The following is a 19,207-nucleotide window of genomic DNA, read 5'->3' as shown; positions in this document are numbered from 1 at the left end:
TCTTTAACTGTGTTGTTATAAGGAAGTAGAGTTTTCAACCAATAGACTATGAGATCAACTTTTAAATTAAGCAAGGAGCAATTGCGCTACGAAATCGCCAACAGCCTTTCACACGGGGCAGGTTTGGTATTTGGCATAATCTCCATCCCGATTTTAATCATTTATGCCATTTATAACAGTGGTGCTAAAGGTATTTTTGGTGCAGCTACTTTTGGGGCAGGCTTTTTAATGGTATATACTTTTTCTACTTTATACCATAGTTTCCATAAACCTACTGTTAAAAATTTCTTACAGAAACTAGATCACATCAGCATATATTACCTCATTGCCGGAAGTTATACGCCATTTATTTTGGCTTATGTAAACGACATGAAAGGGCTCATTTTGCTGGCTGTACTTTGGTTTCTAGCTTTAGCTGGTACCATTTTTAAAATTTTCTTTACCGGAAAATACGATCTAATTTCTACACTAATCTATTTAGCAATGGGCTGGCTTTTTCTGGCAGTTGCTGATAGCTTTTTCCAGAGTTTCCCGATGGACTGCCTTATAATGGTAATTAGTGGCGGTATTTCTTATACCATTGGTGTTATTTTCTATCGCTGGGAATCACTGCCTTATCACCATGCGATTTGGCATGTATTTGTGTTGGGTGGTAGCATTTGCCATTACTTTGCAGTACTACTTACTGTGGGTGCTTAACAGGTGCTTTTTGTTGGATGTGTTTTAATAAGATTCTTTTTTCAAGCATAAAACCTATAGCTACTCCGGCACCATAAGCAAACAAATCTGACCATAAAAATCTAAATCCTAAAATCAAGCTCCCTAAGATTGTATTTCGAATAGAATCGATCCAGGGAGCATGGTAAAACTGGCTAATTTCAATTATATAACAAAAAGAGATAGCTGCTACCAAAACCCATTTAGATGATTTTGCAGGAAATAAAAATCCCACAAACAGATAGATCAACAAAGCATAAAGGATATCACCCAGATACGGATAGATAAATTCTGGGATAATAGGCGTACGAGAAAGCAAACCCAAAATAATTACAATTCCCATTAATAAGATATACTTGAACCTATTTCTTTTTTGAGGCATTGGTTGAAGTTTTTTGTAAAAGTAGAAATTAGTTTCCCAACATATACACCAGACCAAAATCAAATGTCAAAGGATTTAATATATCACTTTCTACTTTATTGCTTGGATATTGATCTGCATATTGACCTTCGATTGAATATCGTCTTGTAATATTACGCCTTTCTAGCCCCACTTGAAAATTGATAAATAGATGTTTAGACTGTTTAAGTAAATAGTTGTACCTAAGACTGTATGCATTAAATTCTTCTTTAAACTCACTGTAATCACTTCCACTCGTACCTGCTGATTTTCCAGGATCATATATGAGATCTCCTGATTGCGTATTGCTATACCCAACACTCAAAATATGTAAGCTACCATTAGGTGTGGTGGCAACATTAAACAAAATATCTCCTGTAAAACCTTTGTAGGTAAGAAATTTTAAAATGGAGATAGAACTGCTTTCATCGGCATACCTTTCATCTTGTAAAGGTAATTGGTAACCCAACTTAAAACCTAGACCCATATCTCCCAATTTTCTTAAATAGCCAACTCCAGCCTGTTTCAAAGAAAGATGTGCAAAATACTTATTGGAATTTGTGCTGTTCTCTTGTGCTTTTGCAGATTGATAAAAAAGGGAAATGATAATTAGTAAGTAACATGTAGTTGAGAAATTTCTCATAGCGGTTTTAAAGTATTTGTTTGATAAGTAATAAAATTTGGCTAGTGATTATCTTCTATTATCAGACAAATAACTTTGTTTTTTGGACAAAAATGGGCTTTTTTATTTATTAGAAGGATTAGAAATATTGAATTTCTTCAACATGAAAATACTTAAACTTTATCTCTTAATAGCTATTTTTCTCTGTGCAAATACAGCACTTATAGCTCAAAGAATTACTTCAGTTACTATTTCCTCACGTTATATCAATGAACCACCAACTATACCTACACCAAATAAATATTCTTTGAAATTTATTAGAAAAGGTGACGAAGGAATCAGTACCAATAAAATTTTAATTGGTAAAAAACGAAAAAAAAATAGACCCCATCTCATTTTCTGAGGCTCAACTAGACACACTAAAAAATTGGCTAGTATCTGATAAAGGCAACTTTACCTTAAAAGAACTCGGTATTAAAAACAACTTGATTCCTGATACAATTTATGCAGATAGTTTCTGTATATGTAGGTCTTATAGATTATTAAAAACTATTTCAAATGGTGGAGCTATAATGGATTTTCAAATTAAAGATGAGAATGATAATATCTATTCTCTCCACTTAACTAATTTGAAAATAGATGAATTTGATTTGAAAGCTTATCTCACTTTATTTCCATTTTTCGTGAATAATTTGCCTGAAAATATGCCATATGCATATCTTTTTACCACAGCAAGTTTGCAGGAATTTTTACTAACAGACTATGCTGATGCCATTACTTGTGAGGATTTTTATTATTGGGAATTTCTCAAGGAACATCCAGAAAGAACAAATCAACAAAACAGAACAAAAGAAGGCTGGGATTTTGATGCCTACTTAAAATCAAGAAAACAAGATTGATACAACCTAAACCGGAGTCGGATTAAATTTATAACCCATTCCGTAAATGTTTTGCAAGTAATCTTTACCACCTGCTTTGGTTATTTTCTTTCTCAAGTTTTTAATATGCTGATACACAAAATCGAAAGAATCGTATAAATCTACCTGATCACCCCAAAGGTGTTCTGCAATTGATTGCTTAGTTAAAACCCTGTTTTTATTTGCCAGAAAATACTCAAGTAATTCTAGCTCTTTACGAGTTAAAATTAGCGGTTCATCGTGTATAGTAACCTCAAACTTATCTGGGTCGATACTAATTTCATTAAAGATAATTCTTTGTTGTCCTTCAAAATTTCTTCTGCGATAAACAGCCTTTAAGCGAGCATTTAATTCAGAAAGATGGAAAGGCTTGGTGAGATAATCGTCTGCTCCATAATCTAAGCCAGAGAGTCTATCGTCTAGTTTATCTCTTGCAGAAATAATGAGCACGCCAGTAGCAGGTTGTTTCTTTTTTAAATCTTTTAATACTTCAAGTCCATTGCCGTCAGGCAGCATAATATCTAGCACAAGCATATCGTATTCAAATGCCGAAATGCTGTTTACTGCTTCAATAAATGTAAAAGCTGTATTACAGATATAACCTTCTCTCGATAAATAGTCTCTCACATTTTCAGAGAGCTCTTTATTATCTTCAACTATCAGTATTTTCATAGTTTTGTTTGTGGTATTTTACTTACCCTCACTGGTAAATTTTAGACAAAAGTACAGTAGCATTTTGAAGAGAATTTGAAGTTCGCTTCAATAAAAATGTACTATTTAGGCTGCTTTGAGCATTGTGAACCAGATTTTGACAAAAATCTGTAGACTCAGTTAATTTAAAAGCTTGTACTTTTTATTTTTTGGTTAAAAGAAGGAAGTTTACAGAAGTAAGGTGATTCGATAAATTAAACCAGTTTTCACCTTTATTATCCGAAAGATACAAATTGCCATTGTTCGTTCCAAAAGCTAGAGTTTTATCTTTTCTTACAAAAGAATGCCTGAGAACAATTTCAAAAACTGGTGGTTTTGGCAAACCGTTTAATTGTGCTTGCCAGCTTTTGCCTGCATCAACAGTTTTATACACTGCCAATTCTAAATCTTTAGGAATTCTCTTTTCGTCACTTTCTGCTGGAATTACCCAAGCAGTTTTTTCATCTTCGCCAATTGCCAGCCCAAAACCATAGTAAGGAAATTGATCTTTACCACTTACATCAAACCAGTTTTCTCCGGCATCATCGGTTTTAAAAATACCACAATGGTTTTGCTGCCAGATAACTTGGGGATTATCTTGATTCATAAGTAACAAATGTGGATCGTGACCAACTTCTGCCTTTGGGTTTGGCAAATATGCAGCTCTCAATCCATTGTTTTTAGGTATCCAGTTTTTGCCTGCATCTTTTGTTTCAAATACACCAGCACAACTCACTCCGATATAAACATGATCGCTATTTTGTGGATTTACAACAATCGAATGGATAAAAGGATAGTCTTTTCCCGCGCCAAACCATTCCATGTCGTTCATACGACTTGGGTGATTCCATAAGCCTTCTACCAACTCAAAGTTTTTCCCATTATCATCACTGTAAAACAAACCTCCGGGCTCTGTTCCGAGCCATAAACAACCGGGTTTATCTTCTCCGGCACCTTGCATTACCCAAATTTTCTTGAGTGGTACTTTTTTTCCGGGTCTGTATTCATAATCTTTGTAAGAAGGTGTTGGAACAGTTTCCCAACTTTTGCCTTCATTAGTAGAATAGTGTAGTTTTTGTCCCCAATGCCGATGCGAAACACCTACCCACCAATAGCCATTTCGTTCATCAACAAAAAGCATAGAGACAGGAAAACCTGTAAATTGTATATCTAATAATTCCCAACTGCCAGATTTACGCTCGTAAATCACCAATCCTTTAGATGTGCCTGCAAGTAATTTCATATAGTTTTATCCGCCAGAAAGTGCCTGAAAAATTATAATTTCGTCATCCTCTTTTACCTGATCGTAAAAATGCTGGCGGTCTTGAATTAATTCATTTTGCAAATATATATTCACGTGCTTACGCAATGCTCCATTATCATCGAGCAAATAAGAAAGTATTCCCGGATACGATTTTTCAATGTTATTCAATGTCTCTTTTACAGTTGCTCCCTCAAACTCTGTATCTTTTAAATCAGGAAAAAACCTCCTGAGTGCCGATGTAAACCTGACAATAGCCATAAAATATTTATGTGTGATTGTAATAAAGTAGTTTGCCTTTTTAACAAACTATATAGTACAGATAATTCAATCTAATTTATATTTTTGATGAAAGATGAGTTAACTTATCTTTCACCAAATAAACCAATAAAAACGAAGATATTATGAAAGACCTACTTTCACAAATAGCCATTTGGCAACAACAAGGAAAAAAACTAGCACTAGCTCGCGTAATAAAAACTTGGGGCTCCTCTCCCCGACCTGTTGGCTCAAGCATGATTATTACCGAAGATATGGAAATGGCTGGCTCAGTAAGTGGTGGTTGCGTAGAAGGAGCTGTATTAAAAGCCACCAAATCCATATCAAACCCGCATGATGGGTTAAACCTACAATTTGGAATTAGCAACGATGAGGCTTGGACAGTTGGTTTGAGTTGTGGTGGTAAACTCGATGTATATCTTCAAAACTTAAATGATGATGAACTTTTTGCCACTTTATTAGAAAAACTTAACCATAACGAAAGTTGCGTTTTAGTGACTGATCTAAGTGAACATAAGTCTACCAATATTTTATTTAGTCCAGATGGAAAAGTGATTATTAAGGATGGAGAAATAACCATAAGCGACAACTTATTTAAGACTGTAACTGAAGCTTATAAACACAGAAAAAATGAGCTACTAACTGAGGGAGAACATAACTTTTTTATACAGAACTTTCCAAGAAAAAGCCAGCTATTAATTATTGGTGCGGCTCATATCACTTCTGCATTAGTGAAACTGGCAGACATCTACGATTTTGAAAGTGTTGTGATTGATCCTCGTGGAATTTTTGCTCAAAATACCAGTTTCGAAATAGAACCAGATCAATTGATAGAAGAATACCCTTCTGAAGTGTTGAGTAAATTCGATTTAGATGCACAAACCTATGCAGTAATTCTCTCGCATGACCCTAAGATTGACGATGATGCCTTGCATGCTTTATTACCATCTGATGTGGCTTACATCGGTGCACTTGGAAGCAAGAAAAACCAAGCAAAAAGAGCTGCCAGACTACAAGAAGCTGGTTTTACCGAAGAACAAATTAATAAGATAGAAGGTCCGATCGGCTTAAATATTGGTGCCAGTGGTGCCAAAGAAATTGCTTTGAGCATTATGGCATCTATCATCAAAACTAAGAATGGAGTTAGCTGATCAAGGATGCGCTGCCACCCAAACTTCGCCATCTTCAAAAAACTCTTTTTTCCAGATGGGGACTGTTTCTTTTAGGGTGTCTATGGCATACTGGCAAGCTTCAAAAGCTGCTGCTCGATGAGGTGTTGCTACAACAATAATTACAGCCACTTCACCGATTGCCAATGTGCCCACTCGGTGGTGAATTATCACACTATAAGCTTTCCAACGCTCTACAACTGTATCAGCAATTTTCTGCATTTCGGAGATGGCCATTGGTATGTAAGATTCGAATTCGAGCTTGACCACCTTTTTGCCTTTAGTTTGATCTCTCACCGTACCGATAAAAGCAGTATTGCCACCAGAAGCAGGATTTATCGCTAAGTCTACACATTTTCCAGTATCGAGCGGAGTATCAAATATTTGTATGTCTGTCATTGTTGTTTCGTTTTTTGTTTCAGAAATTCTAGCATCGTTTTCCAACTGAGTGCCGCACAGTCTAGTCTGGCTGTTTGTGTTTGCAAAGCTTCAAAGGCCTCAAAGTCAACACTATACACTTCACCTTCTAATTCATTGTGGATGTAAGCTAGAAAATTGCTGCAAATATCGATTGCTTCTTCATAGCTTTTACCTTCTAATGTTTGAATCATAATAGAAGAAGATGCCTTCGAAATGGCACAGCCAAAACCATGAAAATGCAAATCATCCAATATATCCTTATCAGCATCAATAAATAAATCGAATCGGTCGCCACAAATCGGATTATTTGCCCGCAAACTTAAAGTCGCTGTTGGCACTTTTTCAAAATGATATGGCTCTTTATTATGCTTTTTAATTACTTCGTGATATAGGCTGTTTAACTGATTGCTCACATCCAAAATTTTTTAAGTTCTACCAAGGCATTTACCAATCTCGCTACATCTTCTTCTGTATTATAAATAGAAAAAGATGCGCGAACAGTTGCGGGAATATCCATTCCGTTAAGTAAAGGTTGTGTACAATGATGCCCCGCTCTTACAGCAATTTTTGCATCAGAAAGAAAACTGGCAACATCATGCGGATGCACATCTGCTACTTGAAAAGAAACAATTCCGGCAAAATGTTTCGGAATACTAACTACTTCAACTCCATCCATCTCTCCAATTTCTTTTCTAAGCAAAGCTGCTAGATTTTGCTCATGTACAAAAGTCTCTTGCAAATCTAATTGCTCCACAAAATCCAATGCCGCACCCAAACCAATTACCCCGGCGATGTTTCGCGTTCCTGCTTCCATACCATGTGGATATTTCATCCAACTGGCTTCTTCAAAACTCACTTCGGTAATATTTCCACCACCAAATTTAGTCGGCTTTACCTGATCGTGAAATTTTTCGGCACAATAAAGCACACCAATACCAGTAGGCCCAAACATTTTATGTCCAGAGAAAACTAGAAAATCAGCGCCGATTTCAGTGATATTTACAGAGAAATGTCCAACACTTTGTGCGCCATCTATTAACACAGGAACACCGTATAGATGTGCCAATTCTGTAATTTCTTTAATTGGGTTAATCGTTCCTAAAGTATTGGAAATGTGGGTAATAGCTATCAACTTTGTGCTATTATCTAACAAATTCTCTAATTGAGAAATATCTAATTCTCCATTTTCATCAATAGGAATTACTACTAATAAAGCCTTCTTTTTCTTACAGATTTGCTGCCACGGAATCAGGTTGGCGTGATGCTCCATTTCAGAGATAATTACCTTATCACCTTCTTCCAATTGATCTGCCAAATAACCTTCTGCCACCATGTTAATCGCATCAGTTGTACCTGCACAAAAGGTAAAGCAATTGGCTGAATTTCCACCCAAAAACTGATGCAATTGCTTTCTTACACCTTCGTACTTTTGTGTTGCCTGAGCCGAAAGATCGTATACACCTCGATGGATATTCGAATTTTCGAAACTATAAAATGCCGAAACAGCATCTATCATCGACTGTGGTTTTTGTGCAGTAGCCGCGCTGTCCAGATAAACCAGATCAGGAAATTTATTGAAAAGTGGAAATTGTTTTTTAATGGCTTGGGCATCAAAAGGCATATAAAAAGGTAATTGAATTTAAGTTTTAAAAATTGTCTGCTTTTAGAAGCTGGTTTTAAAAATAATTCTGATTTTTGGATTTTGGTTCTAAAAGCAAGTACAAATATCCAGAGAAATAGTATCTGGTAAATTAAATTTTCTATGAAATACGATGTAATAGTAATTGGCGGCGGTGCAGCAGGTTTTTTCGGAGCGATCCAATGTGCAGAAAGAAATCCGAAATTGAACATCTTAATTCTGGAAAGATCTGCACAGGTACTTGGTAAAGTAAAGATTTCTGGTGGTGGCAGATGCAATGTAACTCATGGCTGTTTCGACCCGAGAGAGATGACGGGATTCTATCCTCGTGGAATCAAAGAATTGCTTGGCCCTTTTCATCAGTTTTTGTGTGGCGATATGATGGGCTGGCTAGAAGACCACGGTGTAAGTACCAAGATCGAAGATGATGGAAGGGTTTTTCCTGTTACAGATAATTCGCAAACCATTATCGATTGTTTTATTCAGCAATGCCGAAAAAATAAGATTCAGATTACTACTGGCAAATCGGTTACCCAGATTAAACCCACCGAAACAGGATGGCGAGTACAAACCAAAGAAGAAACTTTTAGTGCCGATAAAGTGCTTTTAACCACTGGTAGCAGCCCTGCTGTTTGGAAAATGTTAGGCAAAATCGGTTACGATATTATAGAGCCTGTACCTTCACTTTTTACTTTCAATATCAAAAATCCTTTACTGAAAGATTTACTCGGTATAGCCGTGCCCAATGCCGAAGTGAAAATTAAAAACACGTCTTTTGCTGAGTCTGGCCCCCTACTAATTACGCACTGGGGATTAAGTGGTCCGGCAGTACTCAAACTTTCTGCTTGGGCTGCTAGAGAGCTTTTTGATCTCAATTACAATTTTACAATTTCTGTAAATTGGACAGGAAAATCTAGTGAAGATATAGAAGCAGAAATTCAGCAGAATAGAAAAACGCAGGGGAAGAAAAATGTGGCGAATTTGCAAATTGCGCAATTGCCTAAAAGATTATGGCAAAGAATGGTGAAACTAAATTTGCCAGAAAATATAAATTATGCTTCGATGAACAGCCAGCAGATTAGTGCAATGGTAGAAACTATAACTGACTGCAAAATAGAAGTAAAAGGGAAAAGTACTTTTAAAGATGAGTTTGTAACCTGCGGAGGAATCGATACCAAAAACATCCATTTTAAAACCATGGAAAGCAAACTGCATCTGGGTTTGCACTTTGCCGGAGAAGTAACCAACATAGATGCGATCACTGGTGGTTTCAATTTCCAAGCCGCTTGGACAACTGCTTTTCTAGCTGCAAAAGGAATTTGTGGGGAATAAGTTTAGAAGATTATTCCCTGATAAACCTACTCCATTCATCAGATTCGGCGATTTGTTTGATGGATTGGTTTCTGATTTCCAGAAATGATTTCATGTAGTTTTCTAAATACAACCTGTTAAAAAGCTTACCGATAACTCCGAATGGAGATTCAAAATTGAACTCATCGTACATGATGGTCGTATCTCCTTGAGAATCAAATTTATGCAGGTGTTTCATTGATTGGAAAGCTCCTTTTTGCATCTCGTCTACAAAAAATTGAGGCTTCTCTAAACTAGTCATTTTAACTGTTAATTGCTGGTAGATTCCCAAATGTTTAGCTCTCCAAGTTACCGTTTCACCCAACTCTAACAAACCCGAAGTTTTACCCGTAATCGCTTTTTCGTGAGTTTCACTTACCGAAAACTGATGCAAATCTATACTTCGAGAAAGATCAAATACCCTTTCAACAGGAGCAAGAATATGGGTTTGTAGTTTGATGAGAGGCATTAATTTTCTTTAATTTCAACTCTGTTTTCTGTAATTATAACCTCCACTTTTTCACCTGCAACTAACCTATCTGATGGAGGTTTAACTTCGATTGTTCCTGAAAACTTAAGTTTGTAAATATTTTTTTCTTTCAACACTCGCATTTGATCAACTGCTGAATCTCTTAAACTTCCTGCTATACCTACAAATCCTAAATGTTTTATAGATTTTTCTTTTAGACTGAAAACATCAAAACCAACTGTATATTCATATCCTTTTTCAGCAAAGATTAAAATTTCATTATTTGCAAACTGAAAAAAATATGGCTCATAGACATAAGCTTCTCCCATATTTTGTGATTGAAATTTGATATTAAAATTATCATCATCATTCACTAAATAGATCATTCTTAAGCCTCCATTATCAGATTTATACTCTTTGGGTTTAGCAATAATGATCAATTCATCTTTAGAAATCTGTGCATTATCAAAAATATCATATGATGATAAATTGATTTTATTTTCAACTTGTGGAGGATAAATTCTTTTAGCAATATCATTCGTATCAATTAAACCTTGGGAAAAAGCTAATTGCTCAAGTGAAATAAAGAAAATAAATAAGAGCTTTCTCATTTTAATGCACACAACTTTTTAGCTATTTTTTGATGATGTTCGAAGCTAGAATTAGACAAACCCATATTTACACTTGCATGATGTTGCAAACATTTTGAAATCTTATGCTCATCAGCTCCTTCATTAAGCAATTTAATAATCGATGGAACATATGAACTGTATTCATCATTTGGACCGGAATCATTTACACCTATTGGATCCCAATCTTCCCAAAGAATTTTATCTACTTCTTTCCAAAGTTTAGATTTTTTCATATTGAGACTAATTACACTATTCTTTCTCTAAAATCCCATTTTCAGGATGTTCTTTGTTGAAAGTGCATTTATCTTCTGGGATAATTCTATTGCAGCTTTCTGTTTGGTGGAAATCAAATTTTGCGATATCTAGAGAGGAATTTATTTGGATAAAACCCAAATATGCTTCATAACCTGTACCACAAAAACCCATTCCATTTGAGCCGGGGTTAGTCATGTGACCAAACTCGATAATCGCATAAAACTGCCCATCTACTTCTTTTGTAGCCAATACTTCGACCGAATCGATGTATTTGATCTTGGTTAAATCGGTAAGATTGATGGTAAGCAATTCCAGTTCATTAATCGAAAGATTTAAACTAGCTTCGGTTTCCCAAGATGATGGATGGATTTCTTCTAACTCTAATTGTTGAAATGATTGCTGACCTTGCTTTTTCCATTTCATTTTCTGCATGGAGCAACAAGCATCCACTACAAAAAGCTCTTTGTAATCGGCTATTTCGCAAGTTTCATCATCAATTGTTGCCAAAGGGTTTTGGGGAACAAACAGCTTGATGAAATAGGATGATGCCCCAACTTCTGCATTCTGATTTATAGAACCGACTAAAAGATGCTTCTTAGCTTCATTCTTTATCTGATACCAACCTTTTAAACCTTGTGCATTTTCTCTTTCATTAATTGCATCACCACAAGTCTCCCAAGTTTTGGTAAGATACATTTCAAACTTTTTACCATCTGTAAATGCGCCTTCGAGTAGGTAATAATCATTCTTTTCGATATGAGGAAGCAACTCCCAGCTAGACTGGGAGAAAGTATTCAAACTAATTATGCAAAACAGGAATGTTATTACTGGTTTCAAAGTTGGGGTTTTAATTGGTTAGATTAACAACACCCATCATGCCCGCAGCTGTGGCCATGACTATCTGAGCCTTTTATATCTGTTAAAGGTTGATTGTTTTTCCAGTCTGCAAACGATTCTTCGATAGCTCTTAAAAACACGCCTGTTTCTTGTGCACCAGAAACGCCATATTTTCTATTGAAAACAAAAAACGGAACACCACTAAGTCCTAATTTCTGCCCTTCTGCAATATCGCTTACTACTTCATTAGCAAAGCTTTCTTCGTTTATCGCTTTGGTTAAAGCTTCTTCTGCTAAGCCAAGCTCTTTACCCAATTCAAGCAAAACAGCTTTATCGTCCAGATTTTTTCCTTCAATAAAAAAGGCATGCATCAATCTTTCTTTAGCTTCATTTTGCTTGCCTTGCGTTTTAGCAAAATGTAAAAAGCGATGCGCATTAAAAGTATTGGCAGGAACTACTTTATCAAACTGATAATTTAAACCCACACTGGCAGCAACCTGACTCACTTGATCATTCATCTGTTTTGCCTGATCTAAACTCACTCCTTTCTCCCTTGCCAAAAACTCATTGATATTTACAGAAGCGTCAGTCTTAAGTCCCGGCATTAACTGGAAACTTTTCCATTCAACTTCAATTTGATCTGCTTGTGGGAATTGAGCCAAAGCTTTTTCAAATCTTCTTTTTCCGACGTAGCACCACGGACACATTACGTCACTCCAAATTTCTACTTTCATTATGTTATTTGTTTAGCGTCTAATTTTATGTCTAATCTCTAAGCTCATATCGGTCAGGATTAGTTCCTTGCTGCAAAGGTAAATAGATTGAATTGAATCATTCCAAAACAAAAAAATCTCTTTTACCAATCTTGAATTTTTTGCCAGAAATCAGCTTAATTAAGGTGTATTCATCCATAATTTTTTCATTATCAACCTGCACTGCTCCACTTTGTATCAACCTTCTTACTGCTGTTTTACTCAAATCGTTCTTTAGCAAATAGCATGCATCTAAAATGGAAACCATTTGGCTATCAGCATTAAAATCTGCTATCGAAAAAGGTTGAAATACCTTCTCTTCGAAATTCTTATTCTGGAATTGTTGGCTAAAAAAGGCTTCCGCTTCCTCGGCACTTTTCGCATTATGGTATTGACTGATGATGTTTTTAGCAATCAGTTTTTTAATCTCCATAGGATTTTCTCCCGCGTCTAGCCTTAACTGAATTGCTTTCTTTGCTTCATTAGAAAAATCAGTTGCTAAGTCTAGGTATTCACTTATCAAACTATCTGGAATGGACATCACCTTGCCAAACATATCATTTGGTTCATCAGTTAAGCCGATAATATTATTGAGCGATTTGCTCATCTTTTCCTTCCCATCTAACCCGCGTAGCAAGGCCATGCACATGACTATTTGAGCTGATTGATGATGAGACTCCTGCAACTGCCTGCCCATAGTGCAATTAAAAAGCTGATCGGTTCCACCCATTTCTATATCGCTCTTAATCTGTAACGAATCAAAACCTTGAAGAACCGGGTATACCAATTCATGCATGGCAATCGGTGTATTTTCGGTAAATCGTTTGCTAAGTACACGACAAAAAAAGGTATAAAGCCTTATTGATAGCTCTATAAATGTTATTAATAAAAGCCTCAGTCAAGAAGTCTAACCCATAAGTAAATAGGCTCACCGCTCTTCTTCCATGTTTTTTGATAGGTATTTGCTTATGTTTTTGGTTCAGGTAGATACCTAAGTTGTATGACCAAATAAATGCAATGGCTATCACTTTAATGAGGGTATCCAGTCTTTTCTCATCAACCACATGGGTATTTTCCAATTGAAAACCTGCTGATTTAAATGCTCTGAACATTGTTTCTATTTGCCAACGGTTTTTATAAACCTGCAAGCTCAAATCTGTTTGTTGGAAGGATACTAATATCAGATAGGCTATTTTTCCATTTTGATCTACATATTTTAGCCCAGAATAATAAACCAAAGTGTTCTGTAAATAAACGATTTTGGGATGAAAATAAACTTGATGCAGGGGTTGTGCTAACAATAGCCAATGGGCTTTAACTTTTTTGCCATTACAAAGGGTAAAATGCATATTATTACGCACCCTAATGAAGAAACGAAGTTGGTGAGCGGCCAAAAAAGACAGCCATTCCTGCCCTATAAACTCTCTGTCTGCCGTCAAATATTCAATCTTGTTTTTGCCAAAATGTGCCATAAAACGTTCCAACAGGTCTATGCGCTCTGTTTGAGAGGAGTTCCCCCGTTTATCTCCCAGCACACACCAAAATACGGGTAAACCCACTCCTTCATACAATACAGATAAGAATAGAATATTGATATTACGCTTGCCCAGTTTCCAATTGGTTCGATCTAGGCTCAAACGATATTTACCAGATAGGGGTAACATTTTAATGATCAATTGGCAGTAGACTGACTCTTGAAATTCAAACTCTGCAAAGAAACGTTGTATCCTGCGTATTTTTGAAGAAAGTAGCGCACCGTTATGATAACCAGAGGCTAAACGGTTAAAATTGACATTACGCACTTTCAGCAAAGAGGTAATTAAATAGCCCAACATACATAAACGAGCTTTATTTCCACCTACTTCTTGCTTTAAAATAGATACTAATTTGTTACTTTTATCATGGCTTTTCATCGAAGTTAATTTTAGGTGTGGTAACTCAAAAATAAACATCCGATGATGAGCCCCTTATTTTTTTGTCAGGTACTTAGAATCGTTTGTTAAAATCGTTGCGGTGCATGAGCTGAGCCACTGTAACTTTAGAAAGTAGTTGAATAATTTGTTGGAAAGAAAGTGCATTTAACCAATCTGAATTAAAGTGAATTTCTGCCTTTTCTACATCAATAACCTTAGATAATTGTTTGATGTAAGTATCTGCATTTTGTAAAACCTCTTCTGGACTCAGTGGCTTTCTGCTTTTATTTTTTCCTGTCGGGTCACCAATTTGCGCAGTAAAACTGCCTACAATAATGATAACTTGGTGACCTAAATCTTGAAACTGCTTTAGCTTTTTCAACACAACGGCATGCCCAAGGTGCAAATCTGGCGCTGTAGGGTCGAAACCTAGTTTAATAATCAAACTTCGATTTTCTTTTTTAGCTTCTTCTAGTTTTTGCTCAAGTCCAGTTTCTGGAAGAATGATTTCGACATTTTCTTTTAGTACATTCATTTTTAAAATTGATTAAATAAAAAAAGCCCGAACAACTGAATGTCCGGGCTTTTGGAGATATGTTTATATTATTTTACTGCAATGAGGAGTGTGATGAAGCATAAACATACCTTACCCGAACTATCATTGAATAATAATAATCATTGAAAAATGGTAGGCGTAATATGCTGTTCAAGTGCTTCATTAGTGCAAAGCTAAATTAAAATTTCGGAAAATGTCTAAGAATTTTTTTCATTGCGCTTGATATACCTTTTTCTCAAATTCTATCAACCACTTTTTCCGTTCAATTCCTCCGCCGTAGCCAGTTAGGTTTCCGTCTTTGCCAATTACCCTGTGGCATGGAACAATAATAGAAATTCTGTTATGCCCATTGGCATTGGCGACAGCTCTTACTGCATTGGGCTTCTCTAAATTTTCGGCTAAAGCTTGATAGTTTGTGGTCTCTCCGAGTGGAATTTGTTTTAACTTCTCCCAAACCAGACTTTGAAACTCTGTTCCCGGTGTGTCGAGAGCTACATCAAACTGGGTTCTTTTACCTTCAAAATATTCGTTTAATTCTCTTTTTACTTGTTTGATGTGTGCATTTTCACCCGTAAGAATTTCAGCTTTTAACAGGTGCTGTAAGTCTTTAAACTCTGTTTCCAACATTTTTCTATCGGTGAACTCTAAAAGACATATGCCTTTCTCCGTCGCACAAATAAACATGGGGCCGAGTGGTGTGGTAGTTCTATCAATCAACACCACATTTTTTGCCTGACTTTTAGCCGGAGATTTACCTAAAATCTTTTTATAAGTATAGCCAAAACCGCTTAGCGACTCATAACCCAAATCGAATGCTGCATCGGTTGTTCTTTTACCTTCTTTCAACTCTTTGTAAGCATTATTGATTCTGTACATGCGCTGGTAACTATGAAAAGTCATGCTGTAATGATCTTTAAACCAGCGTCTTACCAAATCGGGGCTAATGTTTTCTTGCCTAAGTCTGTAATCCGAAATTTTCTCTTTGGGATTTAATTTTACCAATTCAATGGCTTGTTCAACTTGTTCTGGCGGTTTGTTGGCATTTTCGGTTGGCTTGCAAACTTTACAAGGTCGATATCCATTTTGCAAAGCTTCTTTAAAGTTTTCGAAAAATTCTACATTTTCTTTCTTCGGTTTTCGGGCTCTGCAAGTGGCAATACAAAAAACTGTAGTGGTTTTTACACCAACATAAAAGATTCCGGTAAAGGCAGAATTTCGATCTATGAGTGCCTGATAGTAATTATCAATTTTGTCTGATTCGGTAACTGGCATTTTATATTTCTTTGAAGATTAATTTATTCAAATATGCAGAGATTAGAACCTAGCAGCAACCGATTTTTTGGCAAGTATTTTTTTTCTAATAATACTTCAATTAAGTCTAAATTGATCATTTACAGGAATTCTAAGTTCTTTTGCAGTCCAAGCAGTTTTCTTTTCTATCATGTCTGTAAATCTTTTCAAACCAACAATATACTGATGAATCTTAATTACAATTCCATTATTACTTTTAATTGTAATCGTACCAGCAAAAGCATTGAATTTTATGTCTTTAATTTGATCCCAATCAATTGAATTTATTTTTCCGTAATTATTAGAAACAATGATGGTTTTCTCATTAAAACTTAAATGATGGTTATAATATAAAATGATTATCCGTATTCTTACCACAAGCTCAAGTGAGCGTACAAGCAATTAATATTCTGTCAAAAATATCATTTTCAAAGTATCTTCTATTGAGTTTGTAACAGAACTCATCTAGATAATTCTGTAGATACCCTGGCCTTGTATGCTGATATATCCCTTGTAGGACTTTCTTTGCATTCCCAATGGCTGTATGTACCCAAGGTAGTTTGATATGGGCCTGTTTTGAGGGCACTTTTTCCACATCCATCGCGAACTCTCCTGCCAGTGACTGATAGGTTGAATAGCCATCTGTAATCATCTTGGCATTCTGGGCAACATGCCGGGTAATCGTATTTCTAGCAGTTTCTACTGTAAAATCAGCGCATACAGCCATTTTGAAATACTTGCACCTTTTAGAAGGGCGGTGTTTTTTAGGCTGTAGCACCACCTCTGTCTGTGCAAAGACCATCGCCATGGTCTGCTTCTGGCTCCCCCTTCCCCGCTTTCTCTCCTCTTCCTTCTGCCCCTCGGGTACTAGTGTTTCAAAGAACCCTTCGTCTACCTCAATATTGCCTCCCAGCAAGTAGTGGTTGTCCCGTTGGCCCATCGCAGAGCGTATTTTGTGCATCATTGCCCAGATAGGTTCATAGCGCTTATGATTGAGCTGCCTCTGCACATTACAGGCAGAAGAACCTTTCTTGCTACAGCCCATCAGCCAGATAGCAACGAACCAGTAGCGAAACGGAAGTTTGGAAGCTTCCATGATGGTGCCACTGCGGAGGCCTGTCCTAAAACTGCATGACTTGCATTGGTACATCTGCTTGCTATTTAGCCAGTAATGCTCTTGGCTACCGCATTTCTTGCAACAAACACCTGCTTTATCCCTGATTTCCTTGAAACGCTCACGGCATACCTGCTCATTGCGGTACGCTTCCATGATTTCAATAATACTATCCATAATGACCTGTTTTTGAGCTAATTTCGAAGCGCAGACCATACCCTATTTACTTTGTGGTAGCTTTACGGATAATCATTTAATATAATAACCAACACATGAAACCTAAATAAATAAATCCTAGAGAGAGAATTAAGATAGCTATTAATACCTGCTTGTCATTTTCATCTATAAGAATACTTAGAAATGAAACTCCCATCATACATATGATTATTCCAAGAAATTGAAATAATCTACTTACCCGAAGCTCATACCACCCAGAATCATTTATTGGTATTTTTTTCTTAGCTGAGTTATTTAAATATAAAAGTACTGTTAATACAAGAATTGAAAGTCCAATACTTAATAATATTCTTTCCATTACTGGCTATTGAAATTTTTGGCTAAGATATAAAAAATCTCATCTCCCAAAATTGAGAAATGAGATTTAGCTATTCAAGAAATCTTCTTAAAACCTCTAGCCCATCTGCGTAGAAACCGACCAGAAATTGCCGAAAATATCTTTAAAACTTCCTCTTTTATCTGGGTCGCCTTCTCTGCTTTGTGGCTTACCTAATTCTATGCAACCTGCTGCAATGGCTTTTTTAAATGTTGCATCAACATCTGCCACATATACATGAATAAGCAATTGATTAGGTGGAAACTGCTCGTTTGCATCTGCCAACATAATTACAGAATCGTCTATCTTTACCTCTGCATGCACGATTTTACCTTCTGCGTTTTCGTATCTGCGTAGTTCATCTATGTTAAAAATCTGATCTAAAAAATTAATCATAAGTTGAGCATTTTCAACTACAAAATAGGGCGAGATAGAATTGTATCCTTCGGGTTTATAACTTGATGCCATTTTCTTATTTGTTTATCGGTTAATACTGATGAAAAGCATCCGAAACGAATCCTAAAACCACAGGTAGTGAATCTCTCCAATAAGTCCAAGTGTGTCCACCATCTCTAATTCTAAATTCATGAGGGATTTCTTTTTTGCGCATGGCTATATGTATCAGACTGTTGCCCTCATACAAAAAATCATCGTCACCACAGTCTATAAACCATCTTACAGATTTAACCTTTTCAGCATCTAAACTGTTCACTAAAGAAACCGCATTATGCTGATCAAAATAAGCCTGCATTTCCGATTCCTTATACTTTTCACCAGTACGCTCAAATCTGGTTTTCATATCGTCCAATGTAAGAGGGCCAACATAAGCACTGAGCGGACAAGCTGATGAAAACATCTCTGGATGGTGCAATGCATACATAAAAGTGCCTCCGCCTCCCATAGAGAGACCGGCTACAGCTCTAAATCTTTTAGTTCCTTTGATGCGATAGGTCTTTTCAACATAAGGTACGAGCTCTTCAAAAAAGAAATCTTCGTATTTCCAATTGCCATCAATGGTGTTAAAATAACCTCTGCGACCTGTGTCAGCATCTGGCATTACAATAATCATGGGTGTGGCTTTACCCTCTTTAATGGCTTTGTCTGCAATGTGTAGCACTTCACCAAATTGCACCCAACCAGTGTGGTCGTCACCCGCTCCATGTAACAAATACAAAACCGGATAGCTTCGCTCAGAGGTTTCATAATCTGGCGGAAGATAGATCGAAAACTTGCGTTCGCTGTTGAGAATTTTACTGCTTACAGTGAGGTTATCGTACACTTTTCCGGTTTGCGAAAAAGCAGTAAGCGAAGTGAAAATTAAAAGACAAATTGATAATAAGGTGTGTTTCATATTTAATTAGTTTCAGTATTT

Annotated in this window: 25 protein-coding genes and 1 pseudogene; 4 read left to right on the top strand and 22 right to left on the bottom strand. The window is 36.3% G+C overall.

Translation table 11 applies throughout. From position 1 onward, the window contains the following. Positions 1-48: 48 nt before the first annotated feature. Positions 49-699, top strand: a complete 651-nt coding sequence (trhA, locus tag OQ292_RS29075; RefSeq protein WP_284687611.1) for a PAQR family membrane homeostasis protein TrhA — start codon at positions 49-51, stop codon at positions 697-699. Here trhA and OQ292_RS29070 read toward each other — a convergent pair. Together OQ292_RS29070 and OQ292_RS29065 are read right to left on the bottom strand one after the other, a co-directional pair. Next, positions 683-1,099 (bottom strand): ribosomal maturation YjgA family protein, encoded by a 417-nt coding sequence (locus OQ292_RS29070; RefSeq protein WP_284687610.1) that lies wholly within the window; start codon positions 1,097-1,099, stop codon positions 683-685. The two genes, trhA and OQ292_RS29070, sit on opposite strands and share 17 nt — an antisense overlap. Before the next feature lie 28 nt (positions 1,100-1,127). Continuing rightward, the gene (locus OQ292_RS29065) at positions 1,128-1,760 is read right to left on the bottom strand and encodes a hypothetical protein (RefSeq protein WP_284687609.1); all 633 of its coding nucleotides are present in this window, start codon (positions 1,758-1,760) and stop codon (positions 1,128-1,130) included. Positions 1,761-2,098: 338 nt separating this feature from the next. Here OQ292_RS29065 and OQ292_RS29060 point away from each other — a divergent pair, with 338 nt between their 5' ends. Continuing rightward, a complete protein-coding gene (locus OQ292_RS29060; protein WP_284687608.1) occupies positions 2,099-2,638 on the top strand; it encodes a hypothetical protein in 540 nt (179 codons plus the stop codon). Between the two features lie 6 nt (positions 2,639-2,644). Here OQ292_RS29060 and OQ292_RS29055 read toward each other — a convergent pair whose 3' ends face one another. The 3 genes from OQ292_RS29055 to OQ292_RS29045 all read right to left on the bottom strand — a co-directional run bounded on the left by OQ292_RS29055 (position 2,645) and on the right by OQ292_RS29045 (position 4,868). After that, the gene (locus OQ292_RS29055; RefSeq protein WP_284687607.1) at positions 2,645-3,328 is read right to left on the bottom strand and encodes a response regulator transcription factor; all 684 of its coding nucleotides are present in this window, start codon (positions 3,326-3,328) and stop codon (positions 2,645-2,647) included. 181 nt (positions 3,329-3,509) lie between these two features. Further along, positions 3,510-4,589: a WD40/YVTN/BNR-like repeat-containing protein gene (locus OQ292_RS29050; protein ID WP_284687606.1), complete on the bottom strand. Its 1,080-nt coding sequence runs from the start codon at positions 4,587-4,589 to the stop codon at positions 3,510-3,512. Positions 4,590-4,595: 6 nt separating this feature from the next. Then, positions 4,596-4,868, bottom strand: coding sequence for a MoaD/ThiS family protein (locus OQ292_RS29045; protein WP_284687605.1), 273 nt, complete (start codon positions 4,866-4,868; stop codon positions 4,596-4,598). Positions 4,869-5,011: 143 nt separating this feature from the next. On the opposite strand from OQ292_RS29045, the gene OQ292_RS29040 reads away from it, so the two are divergent. Further along, entirely contained in the window at positions 5,012-6,037 is a 1,026-nt protein-coding gene (locus OQ292_RS29040; RefSeq protein ID WP_284687604.1) for an XdhC family protein, read from the top strand. Here the strand turns inward: OQ292_RS29040 and OQ292_RS29035 are convergent, their stop codons facing one another. The 3 genes from OQ292_RS29035 to OQ292_RS29025 are packed head-to-tail and all read right to left on the bottom strand — an operon-like array spanning position 6,038 to position 8,096. Beyond that, positions 6,038-6,454, bottom strand: a complete 417-nt coding sequence (locus OQ292_RS29035; RefSeq protein WP_284687603.1) for a molybdenum cofactor biosynthesis protein MoaE — start codon at positions 6,452-6,454, stop codon at positions 6,038-6,040. Continuing rightward, positions 6,451-6,888 (bottom strand): Fe-S cluster assembly sulfur transfer protein SufU, encoded by a 438-nt coding sequence (gene sufU / locus OQ292_RS29030; protein WP_284687602.1) that lies wholly within the window; start codon positions 6,886-6,888, stop codon positions 6,451-6,453. Before sufU ends, OQ292_RS29035 begins: the two co-directional genes overlap by 4 nt. Continuing rightward, a complete protein-coding gene (locus OQ292_RS29025; protein ID WP_284687601.1) occupies positions 6,885-8,096 on the bottom strand; it encodes an aminotransferase class V-fold PLP-dependent enzyme in 1,212 nt (403 codons plus the stop codon). The genes sufU and OQ292_RS29025 overlap by 4 nt, the downstream gene beginning before the upstream one ends. Positions 8,097-8,237: 141 nt before the next feature. Here OQ292_RS29025 and OQ292_RS29020 point away from each other — a divergent pair, with 141 nt between their 5' ends. Next, a complete protein-coding gene (locus OQ292_RS29020; RefSeq protein WP_284687600.1) occupies positions 8,238-9,446 on the top strand; it encodes a BaiN/RdsA family NAD(P)/FAD-dependent oxidoreductase in 1,209 nt (402 codons plus the stop codon). Positions 9,447-9,456: 10 nt separating this feature from the next. Here the strand turns inward: OQ292_RS29020 and OQ292_RS29015 are convergent, their stop codons facing one another. The 14 genes and pseudogenes from OQ292_RS29015 to OQ292_RS28955 form a co-directional block, all read right to left on the bottom strand. After that, on the bottom strand, positions 9,457-9,933 hold the full coding sequence (locus OQ292_RS29015) for an SRPBCC family protein (protein WP_284687599.1): 477 nt from the start codon (positions 9,931-9,933) through the stop codon (positions 9,457-9,459). Next, complete coding sequence (locus tag OQ292_RS29010) at positions 9,933-10,544, bottom strand: hypothetical protein (RefSeq protein WP_284687598.1); 612 nt, start codon at positions 10,542-10,544, stop codon at positions 9,933-9,935. The genes OQ292_RS29015 and OQ292_RS29010 overlap by 1 nt, the downstream gene beginning before the upstream one ends. After that, positions 10,541-10,798 (bottom strand): hypothetical protein, encoded by a 258-nt coding sequence (locus tag OQ292_RS29005; RefSeq protein ID WP_284687597.1) that lies wholly within the window; start codon positions 10,796-10,798, stop codon positions 10,541-10,543. The genes OQ292_RS29010 and OQ292_RS29005 overlap by 4 nt, the downstream gene beginning before the upstream one ends. 16 nt (positions 10,799-10,814) lie before the next feature. Then, a complete protein-coding gene (locus tag OQ292_RS29000; protein ID WP_284687596.1) occupies positions 10,815-11,657 on the bottom strand; it encodes a hypothetical protein in 843 nt (280 codons plus the stop codon). 23 nt (positions 11,658-11,680) lie between these two features. Then, positions 11,681-12,391 (bottom strand): DsbA family oxidoreductase, encoded by a 711-nt coding sequence (locus OQ292_RS28995; protein ID WP_284687595.1) that lies wholly within the window; start codon positions 12,389-12,391, stop codon positions 11,681-11,683. 97 nt (positions 12,392-12,488) lie between these two features. Beyond that, a complete protein-coding gene (gene tyrS, locus OQ292_RS28990; protein WP_284687788.1) occupies positions 12,489-13,271 on the bottom strand; it encodes a tyrosine--tRNA ligase in 783 nt (260 codons plus the stop codon). Then, on the bottom strand, positions 13,237-14,322 hold the full coding sequence (locus OQ292_RS28985) for an IS4 family transposase (protein ID WP_284687594.1): 1,086 nt from the start codon (positions 14,320-14,322) through the stop codon (positions 13,237-13,239). Before OQ292_RS28985 ends, tyrS (OQ292_RS28990) begins: the two co-directional genes overlap by 35 nt. Positions 14,323-14,395: 73 nt before the next feature. Further along, on the bottom strand, positions 14,396-14,857 hold the full coding sequence (gene tyrS, locus OQ292_RS28980) for a tyrosine--tRNA ligase (RefSeq protein ID WP_284687593.1): 462 nt from the start codon (positions 14,855-14,857) through the stop codon (positions 14,396-14,398). Positions 14,858-15,088: 231 nt separating this feature from the next. After that, a complete protein-coding gene (locus OQ292_RS28975) occupies positions 15,089-16,150 on the bottom strand; it encodes a bifunctional transcriptional activator/DNA repair enzyme AdaA (RefSeq protein WP_284687592.1) in 1,062 nt (353 codons plus the stop codon). Positions 16,151-16,246: 96 nt separating this feature from the next. Beyond that, positions 16,247-16,570: a hypothetical protein gene (locus tag OQ292_RS28970; RefSeq protein ID WP_284687591.1), complete on the bottom strand. Its 324-nt coding sequence runs from the start codon at positions 16,568-16,570 to the stop codon at positions 16,247-16,249. Further along, positions 16,551-17,264, bottom strand: a complete 714-nt coding sequence (locus tag OQ292_RS28965) for an IS1595 family transposase (RefSeq protein WP_284687590.1) — start codon at positions 17,262-17,264, stop codon at positions 16,551-16,553. The genes OQ292_RS28970 and OQ292_RS28965 overlap by 20 nt, the downstream gene beginning before the upstream one ends. A 42-nt stretch (positions 17,265-17,306) precedes the next feature. After that, positions 17,307-17,438: pseudogene (locus OQ292_RS41195) on the bottom strand (transposase); the annotation flags it as partial. Positions 17,439-17,913: 475 nt separating this feature from the next. After that, entirely contained in the window at positions 17,914-18,303 is a 390-nt protein-coding gene (locus tag OQ292_RS28960) for a VOC family protein (protein ID WP_284687589.1), read from the bottom strand. Between the two features lie 19 nt (positions 18,304-18,322). Then, positions 18,323-19,186 (bottom strand): alpha/beta hydrolase, encoded by an 864-nt coding sequence (locus tag OQ292_RS28955; protein WP_284687588.1) that lies wholly within the window; start codon positions 19,184-19,186, stop codon positions 18,323-18,325. Positions 19,187-19,207 lie beyond the last annotated feature (21 nt).

This window comes from Chondrinema litorale, from assembly GCF_026250525.1.
GTDB lineage: Bacteria > Bacteroidota > Bacteroidia > Cytophagales > Flammeovirgaceae > Chondrinema > Chondrinema litorale.
The sequence above is the reverse complement of the archived record's forward strand: the minus strand, read 5'-3'. Positions and strand labels throughout refer to the sequence as shown.